Below are 20,085 nucleotides of genomic sequence, written 5' to 3'. Positions count from 1 at the left end.
ACGTGGGTTTGTCTATTTTATCATAAAGTTATATGATGTGTATTAAAACGTTAAGCACAGAGGTGAGCCCAATGGAACTTGGAATCGAGCTGGTTCCCAAGGAGCAGAAAGAAATGATCAGCAGGCTGATGCAGTTTTATCTTTATGATTTTACCCGCTATCTGGACATTCAGGTGGACCATGAGGGCAATTTTCCGGCGTATCCGGGCCTTGAAGCATACTGGAGCAGCGGTAACAATAAATTTGCTTATCTGTTTACTGCAGACGGGAATATCTCCGGCTTTGCGCTGGTGGACCGTCTGCTGCGGGACCCGGAAGGGCAATTTTATATGACTGAATTTTTTGTTATGCAGAAGTACCGCCGCAGCGGAGTAGGAACATGGGCAGCACACAGGTTGTTTGATATGTTCCCCGGAGACTGGAAGGTCTCGCAGATCCGCGCTAACACACCGGCCCGCAATTTCTGGCACAGGGTAATCGGAGAATACACCAATGGGGATTTCAAAGAGCGCTTTAACCCGCGGCAGGGGAATCCAAGCCAGTACTTCAGCACAGTAAATGCAGCCGGAGCAAAAAAATAACGTTGAGGCGTTAATTCTGAACGGAAGCAGGAAATGAGGTTTAGATGAAATCAGCAACAGATGTACCAGGCCCGCTTAAGCTGGCAATAACACTGATGACTGCACTTGCAGGCGGGGGGATATTCATGCTCCTGAACCTGCCGGTTCCATGGCTGCTCGGTCCGATGATTGCAACCTTGATTGGATCTAATCTGCGCAAGCAATATTATAATTGGCCTAGTCCGCTAAGGAACACGGGAATGATTATCGTCGGCTACACCATCGGCCTTTCATTAACCGCGCCGGCATTGAGAGAAATGGCGGGGCAGCTGCCGTCAATGCTCCTGATGACGGGGCTGCTGCTGCTTTTTTGTGCAGGAATTGCCGTCATTGTCTGCAAAATATCCGGTATGAATTACAAGACGATCCTGCTCGGAAGCATACCAGGCGGCTTGACACAGATGATTGTGCTGGCGGAAGAATCCGAGGACGTTAATCTGACTGTTGTGACTGTGATCCAGGTGGTCCGCCTGATGATGATTATTATTGGGGTACCGCTGCTGATATTTAGTCCGCTTTTTGGACACAGCTCAGGAATAGGGGCGGCAGTCCCTGTTGGTACGGAGATCACGGCCGGCTGGACGGGTATAGATCCGAATTTTCTTATCTACGCTGCCGCCTGTACCTTCTGTGCAATTGCCGGACAAAAGGTAAGATTTCCGACAGCCTATCTGCTTGGTCCGGCGCTAATTACCTCAATTCTGCAGATCAGCGGACTGCCAGGACCGGTATTGCCCGCAATCCTGCTGAATGCTGCCCAGCTTATGATAGGAGTGTTTGTTGGCATGCTGCTTGATCCGCGTAAGCTTAACAATAAGCTGCTAACATTGTCACTGGCTATTGGCAGCAGCGTTGTGCTGATCGGCGGTGCTTATCTGATGAGTCTGGGGTTTGCATATATTGATGCTGTCTCCGTTTCTACGGCAATGCTTAGCCTGGCACCGGGGGGAATGGACCAGATGAGTCTGATCGCCCATGAGGTAGGGGCAGATTTGCCGACGGTGGCTGGTTATCAGCTGTTCCGGACCTTCTTTATCTTTTTTGCCGTACCGCCTCTGTTCAAGCTCATTTTTCGGGAAAAGAAGAGGGGAGTAACCATAACAGGGTAAAGGTTAACATAGCTATAGTTATGTTGACCTTTTTTTGCACTAGAAGCGGGAAGCTGAAAACTCAAAAAAATTAATCACCAATAGTTAACATAATAATAAATATGTCAACTATTTCTATCCTCACGTCATCATATCACCCCCTACATCCTTTTAACATTATTTCAACATATGAAAAATTCATAATAGAAAGCCCGAAATATATTCTCCCTTGATACACATTGCTAAAACATACTTACAACCTCCCTAGATACAAAAAACACGAAAAAGGAGGGGCAAGCCCTCCTCAAGAACAAGCGAAACAAGCAAATTAATTATGCAAACAGATGCCTAAATAGAATTCACTCTGAGGTTAATGAACCAACGTCAGCCGTTTTTTCAGCTCAAGTGCAGTGTTAAGGGCAGACAGCGCATGATCCAGCGAAAGAATAGACTCTGTACCGTCCCTGAAGCAGTTCAGCGCATAACGCAGACTTTCCTCATATGGGTTGACCTTGTCCAGAATGATCTCCTGTCTCCCGGAGATGCTGTATTCATAGAGTGCTGTATCTATGCCGCCCCGCATATCATCTTTCTCATGAAATTCAAGCTTGGCCTGCTCAAAGTAAGCCTCATAACCGACCTTAAAGGGATAAGCTGAGGGCATTAAGGAGGCTGCGATAACCTGAGCATTGATCTGCGGTGTATCAAAGGCTGCCTGAACCAGAGATTGGCCGGTGTGTGAACCCACTGTACCCCAGAGACTTGTTAAATCAGCATCCTTTAGTGTCCAGGTTATAAAATCAAGCTCATGGATCATCAGGCTAACGGTAATCTTATCAAGGCCCAGATCCCCCCATAATGGCGGCGTTTCCCGGGATAAACTTACCTTTAGAAGCCGGCCGTATTTCTTCTGCTGCAACGCCTCATAGAGGTACCGGTAAGCAGGATCAAACTTGATGAACTGGTTGACGAATACTCTTTTATCCGATTGTGCTTCAGCTTGTTTCATGGCGATAGCATCTTCCATGGTGAGGCAGACCGGCGTTTCGCAGAATACATGCTTTCCGGCTTGCAGGGCCAGCAGGGTATACTGCTTATGTAGTTCCGATGGAAGACAGATATCAATTATATCTATTCCGGGATCGTTGATTACTTCATCCAGAGAAGTAGAGATTTCAATGTCTAATTCTTTTTTGAGCTTCAGCAGCTTTTCTTCATTCCGTCCGAAGAGGACCACACGGTTAACCTTCTCTAATTTTCTTAAAATACCTGCGTGGTAAGCCCCGAATCCCGTACCTAATATACCAATGTTCATTTACAACAGCTCCTTATGTCTGATACATTTCATAATAAACTACAATTGTTGACAACTGTTTGGCAAGAATAATCCGGTGGGCGTAAAAAGAAATGAAGGAGGCCTGTTAGCGATGCGTGTTCACCGTTTAATAGCAATTTTATTGCTGATTGAATCCCGCGGGAAAATGAAGGCCAGTGAGCTCGCGGCCGCCCTGGAGACGTCAGCCCGTTCTATTTACCGGGATATAGATATTCTGGCGGAAGCCGGACTTCCAATGGTGACTACAACCGGTCCGAACGGCGGTATCTCCCTGATGGAGGGTTACACGCTTAATCTGCGTCAATTGAATGGCGATGAGGTAGTCCATTTATATTTAACGGGAATGGGGTTCCATTCAGGGCAGCAGGGAGAATCGGGCTTACAGCTGAAGAATGCCCTGCTCAAACTGGAGAAGACCTTGCCCGAAGCCTTTCAGGCGGATATCCGCAAGGCGAAGAGTGTTTTTCATTTTGATCATACGCCTTGGTGGAACGAACGTCCTGCAATTCCCTGTCTGGAAAGGCTGCGGTCAGCACTGTGGCGTTCTCTCAAAATTAGAGTCCAATATAGTAAGGTTAATGGAGCAGGGTCCAGCCGTACGCTGCAGCCGTATGGACTTGTTGTAAAGCAAGGGGAATGGTATCTGGTCGGCTTTTGTGAATCAGCTGAGGATCTGCGTACTTTTAAATGTGAACGGATTACAGCGGCTGAGCTGCTTGAGGAGGACTATGATATTCCTGCTGATTTTTCATTGGAGGCGTACTGGCGCGGCCGTGAGAATATATTTAAGCATAACAGCAGGGCAGCGGAATACTATCCGGTGGTTATCCGGTTGAACCAGCCTTGTCCTAAAGCCGTTAGCAGGCTGGAGTTGTTGAGTGTTACAGCTGAACAGGAGGCTCAGATCCTGACTGTTAACATGTATAGCTATGAGCAGGCGTGTGACAAAGTGATGGCTTTGCCTATAGGTATAGAGGTTCTGCAGCCGGTAGTGCTGAGAGAATATATCAGGGAGAAGAGTCTGCTTTTGCAGAAGTTATACACTTGATTTGTAATTGTGTCATGTGTTCATAACGAATTAACATATTAAATGTTATGTTAACCAAACTGCTGAGTTTAGACTTTTCTCAAAGAATGATTGATTCTCCTATCATGCATAGGTAAAATTATACATTGAGTGTGTTAACCGACGAGAGGAGTGATTTCCGGTGAGGAGTATTAAGCCAGGCCGCGGGCCTTCAGGTATGAATGCTATAGGAAGCATTGCCGCAGGAATATTCGGAATCTTTTGGACGATTATGGCTATACAGATGGGGGCACCGATATTTTTTGCTGCGTTCGGCATCATTTTTGTCGGGCTAGCAATTGTACAGGGGATTTACCATTTTAAAAACGCTACTGGAAAGGAGCGGATGTCGCTGCTGGACATCACAGAATCTAATGAAGAACCGGACCCTCTGGACCGTTTTTATCAAAAATCTGCAGGTCCCGCTTCTCACAGCCGTGAATCCCAGGATCATAATAGTGAGAACGGCTCAAGTTACTGCCCTTATTGCGGCAGTAAGGTGACGAATACGGCTTACCAGTTCTGCCCGAAATGCGGCAAGGCATTGGAGTCTTAAACGGATATCGAATGAATATATACAATAAAACAGCGGCAGCTCAGGACCTGATGGCCCACGGCTGCCGCTGTTTATATGATATACAGCCGCTTTGACTGCTTACGCTACGAGCAGCTTTTGGCTTCTGTCAGGTCTCTGGCTTTAAGCCTTCTATGGGCAACAATGAGAAACGGCAGACCGAGGGCCGTAGTCAGCGCGAGCGGCACAAAGACAGCGGGACCGCTTGAGGCGCCGAACTGATCCAGCAGCAGGCCGCCAAGGATGGGGGCCATAACACCGCCGAGCCCGTTGAAGCCGATTGTTCCGAAATAGGTTCCTTTCCATTCCGGTTTGGCAATCCGGTCTATCAGCATGTCCATCATAGTGAACAGCAGTACCTCTCCGATGGTGAACAGAATAACGCCGGCCATCATCAGTCCGATCCCCCCTGCGGCACCGAACAGTAGCATACTGAGGGCAACACAGATATTACCGAGAATCAGCGGCACAATCGGCGAAAAACGACTTGCTGTGCGGACTATCGGATATTGGACAACCAGCACCGTAACAGCATTCAGCGACAGCATATAAGAGAACACCTTGCCGCCGTCAGTGAAATGCGGATTCATTGCCAGGTATTGCGCCAGCGTTGAGCTGAAATGTCCGTAGCCGAGCACACAGAAAATGGTACCCAGCAGCACCGGTAAAAAGACGCGGTCACGACTGGTAACAGCCAGTGCGGCACGGAGCTTAGGAGCCTTAGCCGCCGGACGTTCAGGCAGGGTTGAATGGTGAATCCGAAATTGCATGAACAATACCAGCCCGTAAGCGATATAGACAATCCCCGCGATAACAAAGGGAAAGGTCGATTCAGCAGAGCCAAGCTGAAGGCCGATAATAGGCCCGAACACGACACCGAGGTTAACTGCCGCATATCTGAGGTTGAACACAAGCAGCTTATGCTCAGGCGGGGTAATATCCGATAGCATAGCCCGGGAGGTTGGCTCGAATACCGCACGGCAGATCCCGTTCAAGGTATTAACGAGGAAAAATACCCATAAATGCTGGGCGGCGGCAAAGCCGAAGAAGACGCAGGCCCAGCCGAAGACAGAGACGAGCATGACGATTTTGCGGCCGATTACATCAGAGATATAACCGCCGTAGAAGCTGATCATCACTCCGGCCAGAGAGCTGACGGCTACCGTAAACCCAGTCTGGGTCGGGGAAGCCCCAAGCACCTGGGTCAAATAGATGGATAAGAAAGGAATACTCATCGAGGTAACCAGCCGGCCGAACATGGTCCCGATAATAATGGTCCAGGCTAATGGATGGATATGCTGTAGACGCTGTTTCATAAGTCGGTGAATCTCCTAATCTGCTGTATGAATTTTGAGGGACTGCCTTTCCAGGCGGTGTCATGTATAATTGTAATGTAAAAAGGGGGAAATAAAAGTGTAAGGTTTATACGCTCCCTTTCACCTTTATAGGAGTGATCAGGATGGATAATCATATCTCGCATTATTTGCGGATAGCAGCCGGTTCTGGCAGTCCTTACAGGCTGCTGGAGCCGCTTCCGGCAAGTATTGATACACTGGCTGAGGTGCTGTGCTGCACACCGCGCAACGTCAAATTTATACTGCGCCGGCTGGAAGAAGAGGAATTGATACTCTGGCAGCCGGGCAGAGGCAGAGGCCATTTCTCTACAATCACTTTTCTGCGCAGCATGGAAGATGTGCTGGAAGAGCAGCTGCAGGGACTGATGGGCAAGGGAAAGGTCAAGCAGGGGATAGAGCTAATCGGCCTTCCGGAAGTTCAAGGTCCGCTGAAGGAAAGGCTGCTGGCCGTCCTGAATAAGCAAATGGGCTACCATAGTGAAGCAGAGACCACCACGGGGCTTGATATTCTGCGGATTATCAGCAACCGGCACGTGCTTGCACTGGATACGGCCTCTGTCTACACCGCTTTTGAAGCTTTTTTACTTGGTCAAATTTACAGCACACTTGTAACCTATGAAGCGTCCAGCGATAGCTTTATGCCTGCGCTTGCTCATATGTGGGAAGTTAACGAAGCTTGCACCAGCTACGTGTTCTATTTGCGTAAAGGCGTCCGTTTCCATCACGGCCGGGTTATGACCTCCACAGATGTTAAGCACACACTGCTGCGGCTCAAGGAACAGAATAGTCCGGCGACATGGCATTTCCAGAATATTGCCGGTATAGAGCTGCTTGGTGATCATCGTATCCGTTTTGACCTGTCACGCCCGAATCGTTTTTTTCTGCATACGTTAAGCTCAGTCTATATGTCCATTGTTCCATATGATCTGGAGTTTAGTCCTCTTAGCCCGACCGGAACTGGTCCATACCGGGTAACCAGGCTGAGCGGTGATGTGGTTGAGCTTGCCGCCTTCGACGATTACTACGGTATACGTCCACTGCTGGACCGGGTGGAAATCTGGTCGTTGCCGGATCAATGGGCCAGCGTACGCCAGTATCAGCTGCCGGAAGCGGGGGAGGTCCGCCCATCCTCAGCCGCTTGCATCAATAACAGCATCGATTATCCGGCGCTGGGGTGCAGGTATCTTCTCACCAATTTCCGCAAAAAAGGGCTTCAGCACAACCGGAAATTCCGTCAGGCCATGAGCCTCTTATATCATCCGCTGTCCTTAAAGAAGGAGCTCGGCGGGAACCGGATTACCCCGGCAGCGAGCTTTTTGCCCTGGCTGAGCCGTCAGGCCAACTTCAGCGAACCTTCTCCAGATGATATTAAGAAGCAGCTTAAGCTAAGCGGCTATAACGGTGAATATATAACCTTGGCGTATACCAACAAAAAGGATGAACGCGATGAGGCCGAATGGCTGCAGCGCCGCGGAGCTTCAGCAGGTATAACCTTCAAGCTGCTGGAATATAAGGATTTTCAGCTGGACGAGATCATCAGCCGGGCGGATTTTGTATTTTCTGAAGAGGTGCTTGAGGATGACTGGCAGTGGGGGATGATCAATTACTTTGTTAACAGGTCTAACCATCTGCATGGACTCCTGCTGGAGAGCCAGCTGGCCGTAATTAAACAGAGGGTCGGCTCATTCATGGAGCTGGATGACAAGAGCAGAAGCGGTCTGCTGCAGCAGACGGAGGATCTCTTACGTGATAATGCCTGGGTGCTTTACGGCTGCCATCTGAACAAGAGAGCCCAGCATAATCAGAGCCTGTTCGGTCTGCATACCGGCTCGTTTGGTTTTCTCGATATTTCAAAGCTGTGGATCAAATCAAGCTTTCCGGAGGGGAGCGTGGAGGGCTAACGTTTTCTTTTTGCGGCAGAGGGTATAAAGTATAAGATATGCCAGTTCACAGGCGTTCCCGAAACCATAACGAAGGATAACAGGAGGCGGCCAGGATGGAAAAACGCAAGTACGGGAATACGGATATGGAAGTCAGTGTGCTGGGCTTCGGCGGCTCAGAAATCGGCAGCTCGGACCAAAAGACGGTAGACCGTCTGCTGGGAAGCGCAGTGGATGCAGGGCTCAATCTGATTGATACGGCTGAATGTTACGGAGACAGTGAGGAGCTTATCGGTAAGGCACTCGGCTCGCGCCGCAGTGACTATTATCTGTTTACCAAATGCGGTCATTCCGCAGGTCTGGAATATCCGGATTGGGATCTGGCTATGCTGGAAAAGAGTATTGACCGCAGCCTTAAGCGCCTGCAGACTGACTACGTAGATATGATCCACTTGCACAGCTGCCGGGAAGAGGTGCTTCGTGACGGAGCCGTTATTGAAGTGCTGCAGCGGGCTAAAGAGGCAGGCAAAACACGTTATATCGGCTACAGCGGTGACCGCAAGGACGCACTGTATGCAGTGCAGACCGGCGTGTTTGACAGCCTGCAAATCTCGGTCAACATTGCAGATCAGGAGGCTATTGACCTGACATTAGGCGAAGCAGTCAAAAGGAATATGGGCGTAACTGCAAAACGCCCGATCGCCAATGCCGCCTGGATGTTCGAAAGCGTGGATGAAAGTGATTATTCTTTTATTTACTGGAAACGGCTGCGTGAATTGACCTACCGTTTTTTAGCGGACCCGCAAAATGCAGTCGGAACGGCGCTGCGCTTCACGCTAAGTACACCAGGTGTGCATACAGCCATTGTCGGTACTACCAAGCCTGAACGCTGGCAGCAGAATGCGGCACTGTTAAGCGGGGGTGCTTTGCCTGCAGAGCAGTACGAGGAGATCCGCAGCCTTTGGCGGAGTATTGCCGGTGCAGATTGGGTGGGCCAGACCTAAACCGTTTTTGATGATAACGGGCTGGGGCTCATGCCGTTTACGGTGTGGGCTCTTTATTTTGCATATTGTCATGTTTCGGCTGACGGAACGCTGGATTAGCTTAGTTAAAAAAAGGAATACGTTTTCAGGCTCGGCAGCCATCGGCAATACCTGCATAGCTGTCGTGAATAAAAAGGGGAGTATCGTACAAAACGGCGCTCCCCTTCACTATGAGTGCTAGACACAGACTGTGTTAAGCCGGGACAGCGAGTTAGACCGCCTGCTTGCCGTCACACTTTTTGCAGACATCCAGCTTGCCGCCGTCCGCTTTTTTGCCGATATAGAGCAGCTTGATCCGTGTACTGCCGCAGATTGGACAGGTTCCTCTGCTGCGGGACGGCATCCGCCAGAGTGCTTTACCGCGTTTGTTCTTGGACATGAGTATTCCCACCTTCACTCGTTATACCCTATCCTATGCCTGTCCTGATCTGACTAGTACTTTTCATATTGACATACCAGTTATTACTAATATAGTGTGAAACCTGTATATTCATAATCATCCGGTATAACGATTACAGGAGGTAGCCATGCATACTTTCATCTATATGGTAAGGCACGGTGATTCACCAAAGACTGAAGGCAACGAAAGAACCAGAGGGCTGACCGGGAAGGGAAAAGCGGATGTAATCCGGGTAACTGATTTGCTGAAGCGGGAAGAGATAGAGGTTTTTGTCTCAAGCCCGTATCAAAGAGCGATTCTAACCATTGAGCATTTGGCTCAAGCCAGCGGCAAGGAAGTGCTATTGTATGAAGAGCTTAAGGAAAGGATTTTTCTGAATGAAGACAAGCGCCTGCCTGATGAGGTGTTGGTCCCTTTATTGGAGAAGTCTTTTATAGACCCCAATTATTCATTGCCGGGCGGAGAATCGAATGCGGAATGTCAGGGCCGGGCTATGTCCGTGATCAAAGAGCTGTTACAGGAGCATAAGGGGAAAAAGATTGCTATAGGCACTCACGGTGCTGTGATGATCTTAATTATGAATGCTTATGATGCAAAGTATGATCTGGATTTCCTGCTGAACTTGTCCAAACCCGATGTATACAGACTGGAGTTCGACGGGGTTGAGCTGGTTGAAGTTGTGAGGCTGTGGGATTAAAAGGTTGATTTCAGTTATATGGAAATTTCCGGCCGAAGACGATAGTTAAGTGCAGGGGAGTTCCGTGCCCTATAGAATAGTGCTGTAAAGATAATTAGCCGGTAGAGTGAAGGGGCTCTACCGGCTTTTTGCTGCACTGATGTACTTTTCTGTTGAATTAAGAATTTGATACCTAATAGATACTAGCAAAAAACTCATCAGCGATTGATCTTTTTCACATAGGCCTCTCGTTTATCTTTCATCGGCTATCATTTTTAGAAGTGCTTTAACAGTCTCCCCTACATCTTTGCCATCCGTATTTAGTTTCTGAGTATTCATTGTTTTGTAAAACCCTAACCTATTGAGACTATTTTCTATCTCCTTTTCACTTCTTCTATCCTGCTGCATACGATGTATTAATTCTTCCTCTGAACACGTTAATGTGATCTTAACAATCTTATAATCGTGTCTATTTATGCCTGCTACAATTTCATCAAATATACTTTCCCTATGAATTACCCAAGTAAAAAAGATATACTCAAACATGGAATTTTCAAGATATTGATTTAAAATATAATGGATATTGTTCATCACCATCGTTTTATTTTCTTCTGTAATATTCCATGGATTCATTAGCCAACACCAATCTCCATCAAGCCATACTGAGTTCTCTAATTGTTTGTATAGATTACTGACAATCGTGCTTTTACCGACTCCCATGGTTCCATTTATGATCACTAGCTTTTTCATAAAGCCCTCCTTCATCTAAATAGGCCCAATTGATGCTTTTTCACGATAAGAGTGTAGTACATAATCAGGATGGTTTAAGTAACATCCTTAATAGTCGCTTTCCAATATATGATAGTTTATCATAGTTGATAATCTGTCGGAAACAGCCCCTATTTCCCCCGAAAAAACAGCGTATAACATAAATTATACGCTGTTTTGCTTTAAAACGATTTTTATTACACCTCACGGACAAGTATCCGGCTTAAAAAGCGTTCGATTTACCATTATAATCCAGGGATGAATAGACTTCATCCGTAACTCCATCCGTCATGCTATAATGATTCAAAAACGAACAGGTGGAGAGTTATGACAACGGGCAAATCAGGTGCTGTCCAAAAATGGAGATCGGACAAGCTTTCACATTTAGGCTCTTCCATTTTTGCTGAGGTGGGAGAGTGGAAGGAGGAGGCTATCCGCTCCGGTCTTGAAATTATTGATCTGGGTATAGGCAGTCCGGATCAGGCGCCCGCCCGGGAAATTCGTGAAGCGCTCAGTGCAGCAGTGCTCCGGGATGACAGCTATTCTTACCCGGCTTCCAAGGGCAGCAGTGCATTCCGTGAACAGGCTGCCAAGTGGATGAGCTGGCGGTTTGGGGTGGAGGTTGATCCCGGAGAGGAGCTGGTGTCTCTGATGGGTTCACAGGACGGGCTGGCCCATCTGGCTTTGGCGGTATGTAATCCCGGTGACCTGGCAATCGTGCCCGATCCGGGGTATCCCATTTATTCAGGATCACTTGCTATCGCCGGGGTGAAGGCATGGCCGCTGCCGCTGCTGGCGGAGAATGATTTCCTGCCTGATCTGGACAGCATTCCGGATGAGGTATGGCAGCAGGCTGCTTTCATCCTGCTTGCCTTTCCCGGGAATCCGATTTCGGTAACGGCCGACTATGCATACATGGAAAAGCTGGTGGCACTGGCACTGAAATGGGAGGTACTGATCATCCATGATCTGGCCTACTCGGAAATGGGCTTTGACGGCTATCGTCCGCTGAGCATCCTGCAGGTACCTGGAGCGATACATACAGCGGTTGAGTTTCATTCCTTTTCCAAAAGCTTCAACATGGCCGGCTGCCGCATCGGATTCATGACCGGCAACCGTGAAGCGGTGGGTGCGCTCCGTGAACTCAAGAGTAATGTCGATTACGGCGTGTTTAATCCGGTGCAGGAGGCGGCGGTGCTGGCCTTGGAGCTGGCGATGCAGGGAGATGGAAGGCTGGAGGTTGCCCCGCTCTATGAACGCAGGCGGGATATATTCGTGCAGGCGCTGGCTGAGGAAGGCTGGAGCGTTCCGAGCCCGAAGGCTACGATGTTTATCTGGGCACCGCTGCCGGAGGTGTTTTGCGCAGGCCAGACCGGGCGGTCACGGCGGTTTGCGAGGGAGCTGCTGCTTAAGACCGGAGTGGCGGTAATCCCGGGGGATGCTTTTGGCGCACAGGGTGAAGGGTTTGTACGGATTGCGCTGGTGGAGGATGAAGCACGGCTTGTTCAGGCAGCGCAGAGAATCGGCGGTTTCGTACAGGCTCTACAATAGAAAAAACAAAAAGGACTTCCCGCGGTGGAAGCCCTTTTTGTGTTGAAGTAATTTATTGCGGCTGAGCGGGGCGAAGCTTTTGAAACAGACAGATTCCTAGCAGTCCTAAGCATGCAGCATCAACGATTCTCACGACATGTACGCCGTAGCTTTGTAAGGATACCGGGGCTATAACGTACCAAACCAATAGAATGACGATAGCTAAGAGACACACGGGGGCCCAAAAAATCGCTTTTTGCTTAACCGATATGCTGGAAGGCTCCTGCTTGTTAGAACGGCTCCTGTAAACCAGATATCCGAAGATCAGACTGAGTCCGAGTGCTGTACTGCCATGCTGCAGGAATTTGTATAAAGGAATGCTGTGACCGTACACGCTGAAAATGTGATTAAAGAACCCAGGAAATTTTGTCACCATAACCCCCTGCTTGTGAGTAAAAGCATCCCAGGCCACATGCGTGAGCATGCCGAAGAGTGCCGAATAGAGGAATACGAATACCCGGATAACAGGATTTGCAGCTGCACGGTGTGTGTAAGTGTCCTGGAGATAATGCGGCAGATGGCTCATTAAAGTCCTGTGCACAAAGTAGTGATAGATCAGATAAATGACCGCAACCAGCGGCAGATTAAATACGAAGAATCCGGTAAAAGAATGTCCAATCTCCGCAACCGGCCTGCCTCTGACAAAATACTCGAAATCCGGAGACATGCTGCCCAGGACCATCGCGGAAAAATGAACGTAAGTGCTTTTGCGGGAAAATGGTAGTAGGATTGCCGGGTGTGCAAAGGTTAAGGGCATGATTATAGGCTCCTGGTTTGATTAGTCTTGTAACAAGGCTTCGGGCAGTTCCAGTGCAAAGGTTATGTTCTCAAAACGCACCAGTGCGGTTGTGCCGGAGATGATGATATTGCTGAAATAAGTGTAAGATAGACCGGTGTCTAGTATGCCTACAGCGGCTCCTGTGCGGGCATCCATGATGAAAAAGCTGCCGTTATCATAGCTGGCGAATACAGCATTCCCCTGCTTTTGAATCAGCGTAATCCCATTGGCCGGGGCTGCGAAGGTAACGGCCCGCTCATCCGCCAGATGAACCCCGGTCAGCATATTATTTTTCCGGAAAAAAGCCATTCCATCTGTAGGCCCGGCTGCCAAAACACCGTATTCATCATAGCGTTTGACGCCTGAGCCATCCGTTTGACCAAGGGTGAAACGAATGAGTGAGCGATCTGCCTGATCCGGCTTGCTGTCAAGCGTATAGACATAGGGCTGTTCAATTAGGGTCAAGCTGCTTCCCGTGAGGCGCACATCTTCCAGAGGCTGATAATTTTCTTGCCCGGTCAGTTGTCCTGTCGCAGAATCCAATCTTACAAGAGTCAGGAGGTGACCGGCTGCCGGTAAATCCCCGTTAATGTACTGATCAGCAGCTGTCTCGCGCAGCACCAAGTCATCTTCATATGTTGTAACCGGGCTTAAGATACCTTCTGTGCGCCACAGCTGCTTCCCGGTCGCAGGTTCCAGCCCAAAGTATTGCGAGCGGATATTATCGATAGTACTGGACACGATCAGTACACCTTTATGCCCGCCGTGAATGGTGCCGGCATACATCGGGATATCCGGATTTGACCACAGCTGCTTGCCTGTATCAGGGTCGTAGGCGGCTATACCGCCGCTTTCATTGGCAAATATAATGGTCTTGCCGATTAAGCGGGCGTGTCCGCCTATTTCCATAAACTGCTTGGCAACTGGCGTGCTCCAGAGCTGCTCCCCGGTGTCCGCTGACAGCTTAACGAGGTGGTCGCTGCCGCTTATGGTATAAATAGTGTTACCACTGATGATTTCCGGCGTTCCGGCGTTCTCAAAAGTCCAGGCGATTGAACCGGAGCTGAGGCTGGCGGCATGCAGGGTATTATTGTGTGAGTAGTAGAAACGGCCATCCGAGACTGGGGGATCATCCGAATATATCCCGCTTCCTTCCGTATTAGCCTGCCATAATACCTTAAGCGGCGTGACAGCTTGCGGAGACGGTTTTGGTGTTATGTTCGCTGAAGCAGCTTCTGTAACTTCCGTCGGGTCCTGGCCCTTACGGCTGAAATTCGCTTCATGTGAAGCGGTGACGAGACCGTAGGTAAGCAGGCCGGCTGCCAGCAGTAAAGCGAGTCCAAGGGTCGTTCTGGACAAGGGGATCAGCTCCTTGATAGATATTATTATACTTTATTGACCCCCGGATCAGGCGATTAGTTGCTGTTTGGTCCTAATAAAAATATAAGGTTAACATAATAATGTATATGTTACCTATATTCGCAGTTAACGGATTTGGGTAATAAAAAAGCAACTACAACTCAGAGGAGGAACAATCATGGGGTTTCATCTTGGCGGACTGGGCGATAAGGTCCAGGGTCTTATGAATTCAGTTAAAGACGGGAATATAGGGGAACTGCTGCAAAAGCTGCCGCTGGATAAGCTTCCGTTAGATCAGCTATTGGACAAGCTGCCGCTGGAGCAGCTGCTGTCCAGCCCGTTTCTGCAGAAGTTTACCTCCTTCGGGTCGCTTAAGGAGCTCCTGCAAAGCGGCGGATTCTCCGGCTCCTCGGCTGACGACCTGAAGTCGCTGCCCCAGGATCAGCTGGACGAGCATGTGAACAAAACGACCTCGTTCGGCTCGCTGAAGGATATGCTGCTGAAAGCGGCTGAATTCTATGCCCAGCGGAAATAAGCGGAGCACATTTATATAGAATATAAGGATAACAAACAGGCCAGCCCCGGAAATATCGGGACTGGCCTGTTGTACGTTTAAAGCGGGCTGAGCTGTCAAAGGAATCGCATCTACTGCTTTAACCAGGCAGTTGCCAGCAGCAGGGCGCCTTTTTTCGCTTCGGTATCTGCCATTGCATTCAGCATCACGAAGTCATGGATGATGCCTTGGAATCGTACGGCTGTAACCGGTACACCGGCTTCGCGCAGCTTATTGGCATAGGCTTCGCCTTCATCACGCAGCACATCCGCTTCTCCGGTAATGATCAGCGCTTCCGGAAGACCGCTAAGCTGTTCGAGGCTGGCCCGGAGCGGAGAGGCGGTGATCTGCGCCCGTTCTTCCGGGTCAGCCGTATATTGATCCCAGAACCATTGCATGCCTGTACGCTGCAGGAAGTAGCCTTCTGCGAACAGATGATAGGATTCAGTATCGAAAGCGGCATCCGTTACCGGATAGAACAGCAGCTGCTTGGCGATTTTCGGCCCGCTGCGCTCCTTGGCCATGAGAGTAATGGCGGCTGTCATATTACCGCCGACACTGTCACCCGCCACGGTAATATTTCCGCTGTCCAGTCCGTTTTTTCCGCCTTCCTTAGAAATCCACTCCAGAACAGCATAGATTTCTTCAATAGCAGTAGGATACTTGGCTTCCGGAGACAGGCTATATTCTGGAAAAACAACCGCAGCTTCCGCACCGGCCGCCAGCTCCCTGATCAGCCGGTCATGGGTGTGGCTGTTGCCGAACACCCAGCCTGCGCCATGAATATAGAGGATAACCGGGAGGTCGTCACCGACTCTGTTCAGCGGGCGGATAATCCGCACAGGCACTTTACCGCCGGGACCGCCAGAGACGGTAAGATCCTGAATGTCGACTGCAGGCTTATCTATTTCACCGGACTGAACATTATTTACCGTTTCCCGGCCCTTTTCCGGCCCGAGGTCAGGGAGAAAAGGAGGCTCTGAGTTATCATTTGCAAATTGCAGGGCAGCTGGCTCCAGTACGATTTTGTTATAATCCGACATTTATTATCTCTCCTTCGTGTAATGAATGATAGAAATTCTCTTCTTCATCCATAACCCGCTGCGAACAGTCTGAAACGATTCACTCCGGCCGGCAGTGCAGAGCGGCTACTGTTGGGATTATCTGGGGTGTTTAGATACTGCCATAGGAAAGCAGCTGTACCACGGACAGACGCTGACGGTTGTTCAGCCCGGGATAGAATCGATATTGTCCTGAATTATGAGCCGCAGCCGTCAAGTGTATTAGTAACAGCAGTTGAGGAGGATAATCCTTATATTCCGGTGCCCTTAACAGAAGGCGGGTTTACAGCACCGGATGAGAAGGGTGTTTACTACTATATGTATTTTGCCAATTGGACCACAGAAGACGGAATATATACATTAAATCAGACGTCGGCGGTGTTTGCTGTTGAAGTTAAATAGTATGGATTGAATATTAAAGGCCGCGATTCCTTATCGGTTAAGGAGCTTCGCGGCCTGTTTACGTACAGCAGTTGTACACATACTCATCTGTATTAAATTACATTGGACTTTTTCTGCTGCAGCTCTTTCTCGGGCAGATCAGACAGCGAGCGGCGGCTGTTCCGGAACCAGACAAGGGCCGCAAAGCATGCCGCAATCACGAGCGGATACCCGATCGCCCAGCCGGTAAACGGAAACACTGCCACAGTCGCAGTAAAAGAAATCCAGCTGATTGTTACGCCCAGCCGGCTGCCTTTAAGCAATCTTATGCCTGCCGCGCAGCCGCCGATGTAGGTCAGGATGAAGGTTGCGTTAGGAAACTGGATTAGGGTAGTTATAGACAGCAGTCCGCTTCCATACAGAAACAGGATTACTGCATAGCAGCCCATAAGGAACATCGTGGCACCTGACGGTGTCTGATACCGGGAGGATAACCGGCTCATCCACCGGGGCGCGTAGCCCTGACGGGCTAAAGCGAAGGCTACACGTGAAGCTGCACTTGTATAGGCGATGATGGTGGCCGTACAAATGAACATTCCGGTGAGTCCGGCGATGAAGCCGCCCCATGCTCCCAGCGGCTGGCTGATGATCCAGACCAGGGAAGAATCCGCTCCGCCGCGGAGATAGCTCTGTGTGCCAACTGTTGCCAGTGCGGACAGGAAATAGAGTACGCCTACAATGACAGCGGCAATGGTAACGCCTTTAATGGCAGCCCGCTGCGGATCTTTAAATTCCTCTGACAGGTGAGACACGGCTTCCCAGCCGATGAAGCACCAGAAGAGGATCGCCGCCGCCTGCCCGATGCTGGTCCAGCCGTGCGGAAGGAACGGAGTGAAATGAGTGCTTTCCATCCGTGGCAGCGCCGCGGCAAAGGAGAAGACCAGCACAGAGACAATGGCGATCACAACGGCAATTTGCACTTTGCCGGCCACCTGCATCCCGATCCAGTTCGTAATCAGCCCCGCTGCCAGCATACCGGCAGCAATCGCGATTCTCGCACCGTCGCCCCAGCCCATGGCTGCGGTCATATAGCCTGCCCCGGTTAGCGCGGCAACGGGTCCGCCGATCGGAACGGACATCAGGAAGAACCAGCCGATCATCGCTCCGGCCCTCGGACCGAACGCCAGTGTTACAAAGTGTGATACGCCGCCGGCATTCGGATATTTGGCAGACAGCAGTCCCATCGACAGCGCCAATGGAAGAATTAACAGTGTCATAAAGCCCCAGGCCAGCAGGGAAGCCGGTCCGGCCATTTCGGCCGCCAGGCCGGGAACGATCAGCACCCCCGATCCGAGCACGGCCCCGATGTAGAGGGCGATGGCCTGCGGCATGCCGATATTGCGTTGCAGAGAATTGCTTTGCTTCATATTTGATTGTCCCGCTTTCCTTGTATTTATGAATAGAGTATCAGATAATAGATCCATTGGAAAAACGGAATTATTAAATACTATCTATTCAAAAAACCGATGATAACTTATTCATAAGGAGGCTGGCTGGCAAGCTATGGAATCACGGCATTTATTCACCTTTCTGGTTGTAGTCGAGGCAGGCAGCTTCACAAGAGCTGCCCAGAAGCTGGACTATGCCCAGTCGAGCATTACAGCGCAGATTCAGGCGCTCGAAACGGAGCTGGGCCAGCCTTTATTTGACCGGATCAGCAAAAAAATTATCCTGACCGATGCCGGACGCCGCCTGCTGCCTTACGCACAGGAAATTTCCCGGATGCATGCTCTGGCTGAGGATGCGCTCCGATCGGAAACGGAGCTGTCCGGGGTGCTGCGCATCGGTGCACCTGAATCACTGGCTGCGTTCCGTCTGCCGGGAATTATCAAGGAATTCCGCATGTCTCATCCCCAGGTCAGGATTACGCTGAAGCCCGGAGCCTGCTGGGAGCTGACGGAGTTTGTCCGTAGCGGCGAGCTTGATCTGGTCTTTCTGCTTCAGCCGGAGACCGAATACAAGGATTTAACCTGCGAAACGCTGATTCAGGAGGAAATGACGCTGGTGGCGCCGCTTGATCATCCGCTGACCGCTTTACAGGACGTTATGCCGCTCGATCTGAAGCAGGAGACTATCCTGCATACAGAGACTGGCTGCACCTACCGCACACTGTTTGAGCGCCATCTTAACAGCCATGGCGTATTTCCCGATCCTAATCTGGAATTCTGGAGCATTGAAGCCATTAAGCAGTGTGTGATGTCCGGGCTGGGTATTTCCTTCCTGCCGCTGATTACGGTCAGAAATGAGCTGTCTGAAGGCAAGCTGGCACGCCTGAATTGGAATGATGAGTCTCAGCGGGTAGCTACACAAATGGCCTACCATAACAAAAAATGGGTTTCACCCGCACTCGATGAATTTCTGGCAATCGTTCAGATACACGCAGCAGAATGGCGCACAAACAGGGGGGACCGGCGGTGAGAGAGCTGGAAACGGATTACGAAGAAGAGCTGGAGGCATTTCTGATCTGGATGAAGGATGCCGGATTTACTGCATACACGCAGAAGTCTTATCTTGCTGATGTGCGTGAATTCTTGGAAGGACTTAACGGCAAGCGGCTGGAATCCGTCAAAAAGCTGCATGTAGTCTCCTATCTGACCACTGTGCGTGAACGGGGCGTCAGTGACTCGACCAGGAACCGGAAGCATGCTTCCATCAACTGCCTGTTCCGGGCGCTGATTGAGCTTGAGCTGCTGACTGTTAATCCGGCTGCGGGCATCAAAAAATCCAAGACTGAAAAGAACCGTGAGCCGGTCTACCTGGATGAAGGTGATCTGCAGCAGTTCCTGTCAGCAGTCAGCGGAAAATACCGCAGCCGTAACCTCGCAGTCTTCCTGCTTATGTCCTATATGGGGCTGCGGGTAGGGGAGGTGCACACGCTTAATCTTAATGATTACAGTGCAGACCGCAGATCGCTGCGTGTGTTTGGTAAAGGGCGTAAATGGCGGAATGTCCCGGTCCCGGAAGCTGTCGCCCCTTATTTGGAAGAAGCGATCAATGAGCGCCTGACACCGTGGCGCAGTAAAGAAGAAGCCATGTTCATCTCGCAGAAAGGCCGGAGACTCTCCATACGAGGGATTCAGGGGATTGCTGCGGATACGTTTGAGCGGTTCCAGCAGGGTGTGCCCGAGGCGCACCGTAGAGCTTATTCAAGCCACAAGCTGCGTCATTCCTTCGCTACAATGCTTCTTCGCAAGGGAGCGGATCTGCGGACGGTACAGGAGCTGCTTGGCCACTCCTCGATTCAGACTACAACCGTGTATACACATATTACGAGCCGTGAAAAGGAAGAGGCTATGGCCAGGCTGCAGATTAGCATGCCGGAGAAGGAAGCGGCGGTTGTGGAGTAACCAATGATAACAGCTAAGTTCAGTCCAGTGAATTACCTAATCATATGCTTGTTTAAACCAGCCGGAGGACCCAAAAGTCCGCCGGTTTTTTCATATTTATAGACTCGGAGTTTTGTTAGGATGAACATTCATTAAATAATAACTTGTTAT

General features: G+C 50.0%; 19 protein-coding genes. 11 read left to right on the top strand and 8 right to left on the bottom strand.

Translation table 11 applies throughout. The annotated features are described in order from the left end of the window. Positions 1–71: 71 nt before the first annotated feature. Positions 72–581: a GNAT family N-acetyltransferase gene (locus R70331_RS16250; RefSeq protein WP_042177238.1), complete on the top strand. Its 510-nt coding sequence runs from the start codon at positions 72–74 to the stop codon at positions 579–581. Positions 582–625: 44 nt separating this feature from the next. After that, on the top strand, positions 626–1,729 hold the full coding sequence (locus tag R70331_RS16245; RefSeq protein ID WP_042177237.1) for an AbrB family transcriptional regulator: 1,104 nt from the start codon (positions 626–628) through the stop codon (positions 1,727–1,729). 349 nt (positions 1,730–2,078) lie between these two features. Here R70331_RS16245 and R70331_RS16240 read toward each other — a convergent pair whose 3' ends face one another. Continuing rightward, complete coding sequence (locus R70331_RS16240) at positions 2,079–3,023, bottom strand: Gfo/Idh/MocA family protein (RefSeq protein WP_042177236.1); 945 nt, start codon at positions 3,021–3,023, stop codon at positions 2,079–2,081. A gap of 112 nt (positions 3,024–3,135) precedes the next feature. Between R70331_RS16240 and R70331_RS16235 the strand changes: the two genes are divergently transcribed. After that, positions 3,136–4,092, top strand: coding sequence for a helix-turn-helix transcriptional regulator (locus tag R70331_RS16235; protein WP_042177234.1), 957 nt, complete (start codon positions 3,136–3,138; stop codon positions 4,090–4,092). A 160-nt stretch (positions 4,093–4,252) separates the two neighbouring features. Next, complete coding sequence (locus R70331_RS16230; protein ID WP_042177233.1) at positions 4,253–4,666, top strand: zinc ribbon domain-containing protein; 414 nt, start codon at positions 4,253–4,255, stop codon at positions 4,664–4,666. 104 nt (positions 4,667–4,770) lie between these two features. Here the strand turns inward: R70331_RS16230 and R70331_RS16225 are convergent, their stop codons facing one another. Beyond that, positions 4,771–6,000, bottom strand: coding sequence for an MDR family MFS transporter (locus tag R70331_RS16225; protein WP_042177231.1), 1,230 nt, complete (start codon positions 5,998–6,000; stop codon positions 4,771–4,773). A gap of 143 nt (positions 6,001–6,143) precedes the next feature. Between R70331_RS16225 and R70331_RS16220 the strand changes: the two genes are divergently transcribed. Beyond that, positions 6,144–7,940, top strand: coding sequence for an ABC transporter substrate-binding protein (locus R70331_RS16220; protein WP_052419085.1), 1,797 nt, complete (start codon positions 6,144–6,146; stop codon positions 7,938–7,940). Between the two features lie 95 nt (positions 7,941–8,035). Next, entirely contained in the window at positions 8,036–8,923 is an 888-nt protein-coding gene (locus tag R70331_RS16215; RefSeq protein ID WP_042177229.1) for an aldo/keto reductase, read from the top strand. 250 nt (positions 8,924–9,173) lie between these two features. Here the strand turns inward: R70331_RS16215 and R70331_RS31860 are convergent, their stop codons facing one another. Further along, positions 9,174–9,341 carry a hypothetical protein gene (locus tag R70331_RS31860; RefSeq protein WP_167336658.1) on the bottom strand — a complete coding sequence of 56 codons (168 nt, stop codon included), beginning with the start codon at positions 9,339–9,341 and terminating at the stop codon, positions 9,174–9,176. Between the two features lie 148 nt (positions 9,342–9,489). Here R70331_RS31860 and R70331_RS16210 point away from each other — a divergent pair, with 148 nt between their 5' ends. Continuing rightward, positions 9,490–10,059 carry a histidine phosphatase family protein gene (locus R70331_RS16210; protein ID WP_042177228.1) on the top strand — a complete coding sequence of 190 codons (570 nt, stop codon included), beginning with the start codon at positions 9,490–9,492 and terminating at the stop codon, positions 10,057–10,059. A gap of 231 nt (positions 10,060–10,290) precedes the next feature. Here R70331_RS16210 and R70331_RS16205 read toward each other — a convergent pair whose 3' ends face one another. Then, positions 10,291–10,788 (bottom strand): AAA family ATPase, encoded by a 498-nt coding sequence (locus R70331_RS16205; protein ID WP_042177227.1) that lies wholly within the window; start codon positions 10,786–10,788, stop codon positions 10,291–10,293. 345 nt (positions 10,789–11,133) lie between these two features. Here R70331_RS16205 and R70331_RS16200 point away from each other — a divergent pair, with 345 nt between their 5' ends. After that, the gene (locus R70331_RS16200) at positions 11,134–12,357 is read left to right on the top strand and encodes an aminotransferase class I/II-fold pyridoxal phosphate-dependent enzyme (RefSeq protein ID WP_042177226.1); all 1,224 of its coding nucleotides are present in this window, start codon (positions 11,134–11,136) and stop codon (positions 12,355–12,357) included. A 52-nt stretch (positions 12,358–12,409) separates the two neighbouring features. Here R70331_RS16200 and R70331_RS16195 read toward each other — a convergent pair whose 3' ends face one another. Together R70331_RS16195 and R70331_RS16190 are read right to left on the bottom strand one after the other, a co-directional pair. Continuing rightward, a complete protein-coding gene (locus R70331_RS16195; protein WP_042177225.1) occupies positions 12,410–13,153 on the bottom strand; it encodes a DUF4184 family protein in 744 nt (247 codons plus the stop codon). Between the two features lie 21 nt (positions 13,154–13,174). Continuing rightward, entirely contained in the window at positions 13,175–14,533 is a 1,359-nt protein-coding gene (locus R70331_RS16190) for an outer membrane protein assembly factor BamB family protein (RefSeq protein WP_042177224.1), read from the bottom strand. Between the two features lie 178 nt (positions 14,534–14,711). Here R70331_RS16190 and R70331_RS16185 point away from each other — a divergent pair, with 178 nt between their 5' ends. Continuing rightward, positions 14,712–15,068: a hypothetical protein gene (locus tag R70331_RS16185; RefSeq protein ID WP_052380423.1), complete on the top strand. Its 357-nt coding sequence runs from the start codon at positions 14,712–14,714 to the stop codon at positions 15,066–15,068. A 110-nt stretch (positions 15,069–15,178) separates the two neighbouring features. Here R70331_RS16185 and R70331_RS16180 read toward each other — a convergent pair whose 3' ends face one another. Further along, positions 15,179–16,129: an alpha/beta hydrolase gene (locus R70331_RS16180; RefSeq protein WP_042177223.1), complete on the bottom strand. Its 951-nt coding sequence runs from the start codon at positions 16,127–16,129 to the stop codon at positions 15,179–15,181. 512 nt (positions 16,130–16,641) lie between these two features. Beyond that, a complete protein-coding gene (locus tag R70331_RS16170) occupies positions 16,642–17,955 on the bottom strand; it encodes an amino acid permease (protein WP_042177219.1) in 1,314 nt (437 codons plus the stop codon). 136 nt (positions 17,956–18,091) lie between these two features. Between R70331_RS16170 and R70331_RS16165 the strand changes: the two genes are divergently transcribed. Next, positions 18,092–19,006, top strand: a complete 915-nt coding sequence (locus R70331_RS16165; RefSeq protein ID WP_042177218.1) for a LysR family transcriptional regulator — start codon at positions 18,092–18,094, stop codon at positions 19,004–19,006. Then, positions 18,976–19,935 carry a tyrosine-type recombinase/integrase gene (locus R70331_RS16160; RefSeq protein ID WP_042177217.1) on the top strand — a complete coding sequence of 320 codons (960 nt, stop codon included), beginning with the start codon at positions 18,976–18,978 and terminating at the stop codon, positions 19,933–19,935. The genes R70331_RS16165 and R70331_RS16160 overlap by 31 nt, the downstream gene beginning before the upstream one ends. Positions 19,936–20,085: the final 150 nt, after the last annotated feature.

Origin of the sequence: Paenibacillus sp. FSL R7-0331 (genome assembly GCF_000758645.1) — a bacterium.
Taxonomy (GTDB): domain Bacteria; phylum Bacillota; class Bacilli; order Paenibacillales; family Paenibacillaceae; genus Paenibacillus_AQ; species Paenibacillus_AQ camerounensis.
The sequence above is the reverse complement of the archived record's forward strand: the minus strand, read 5'-3'. Positions and strand labels throughout refer to the sequence as shown.

Excerpts from the sequence above, each read along its gene's own strand:
- R70331_RS16250 (WP_042177238.1), top strand. The coding sequence starts at position 72 with ATGGAACTTGGAATCGAGCTGGTTCCCAAGGAGCAGAAAGAAATGATC.
- R70331_RS16245 (WP_042177237.1), top strand. The coding sequence starts at position 626 with ATGAAATCAGCAACAGATGTACCAGGCCCGCTTAAGCTGGCAATAACA.
- R70331_RS16240 (WP_042177236.1), bottom strand. The coding sequence starts at position 3,023 with ATGAACATTGGTATATTAGGTACGGGATTCGGGGCTTACCACGCAGGT.
- R70331_RS16235 (WP_042177234.1), top strand. The coding sequence starts at position 3,136 with ATGCGTGTTCACCGTTTAATAGCAATTTTATTGCTGATTGAATCCCGC.
- R70331_RS16225 (WP_042177231.1), bottom strand. The coding sequence starts at position 6,000 with ATGAAACAGCGTCTACAGCATATCCATCCATTAGCCTGGACCATTATT.
- R70331_RS16220 (WP_052419085.1), top strand. The coding sequence starts at position 6,144 with ATGGATAATCATATCTCGCATTATTTGCGGATAGCAGCCGGTTCTGGC.
- R70331_RS16215 (WP_042177229.1), top strand. The coding sequence starts at position 8,036 with ATGGAAAAACGCAAGTACGGGAATACGGATATGGAAGTCAGTGTGCTG.
- R70331_RS31860 (WP_167336658.1), bottom strand. The coding sequence starts at position 9,341 with ATGTCCAAGAACAAACGCGGTAAAGCACTCTGGCGGATGCCGTCCCGC.
- R70331_RS16210 (WP_042177228.1), top strand. The coding sequence starts at position 9,490 with ATGCATACTTTCATCTATATGGTAAGGCACGGTGATTCACCAAAGACT.
- R70331_RS16205 (WP_042177227.1), bottom strand. The coding sequence starts at position 10,788 with ATGAAAAAGCTAGTGATCATAAATGGAACCATGGGAGTCGGTAAAAGC.
- R70331_RS16200 (WP_042177226.1), top strand. The coding sequence starts at position 11,134 with ATGACAACGGGCAAATCAGGTGCTGTCCAAAAATGGAGATCGGACAAG.
- R70331_RS16195 (WP_042177225.1), bottom strand. The coding sequence starts at position 13,153 with ATGCCCTTAACCTTTGCACACCCGGCAATCCTACTACCATTTTCCCGC.
- R70331_RS16185 (WP_052380423.1), top strand. The coding sequence starts at position 14,712 with ATGGGGTTTCATCTTGGCGGACTGGGCGATAAGGTCCAGGGTCTTATG.
- R70331_RS16180 (WP_042177223.1), bottom strand. The coding sequence starts at position 16,129 with ATGTCGGATTATAACAAAATCGTACTGGAGCCAGCTGCCCTGCAATTT.
- R70331_RS16170 (WP_042177219.1), bottom strand. The coding sequence starts at position 17,955 with ATGAAGCAAAGCAATTCTCTGCAACGCAATATCGGCATGCCGCAGGCC.
- R70331_RS16165 (WP_042177218.1), top strand. The coding sequence starts at position 18,092 with ATGGAATCACGGCATTTATTCACCTTTCTGGTTGTAGTCGAGGCAGGC.
- R70331_RS16160 (WP_042177217.1), top strand. The coding sequence starts at position 18,976 with ATGGCGCACAAACAGGGGGGACCGGCGGTGAGAGAGCTGGAAACGGAT.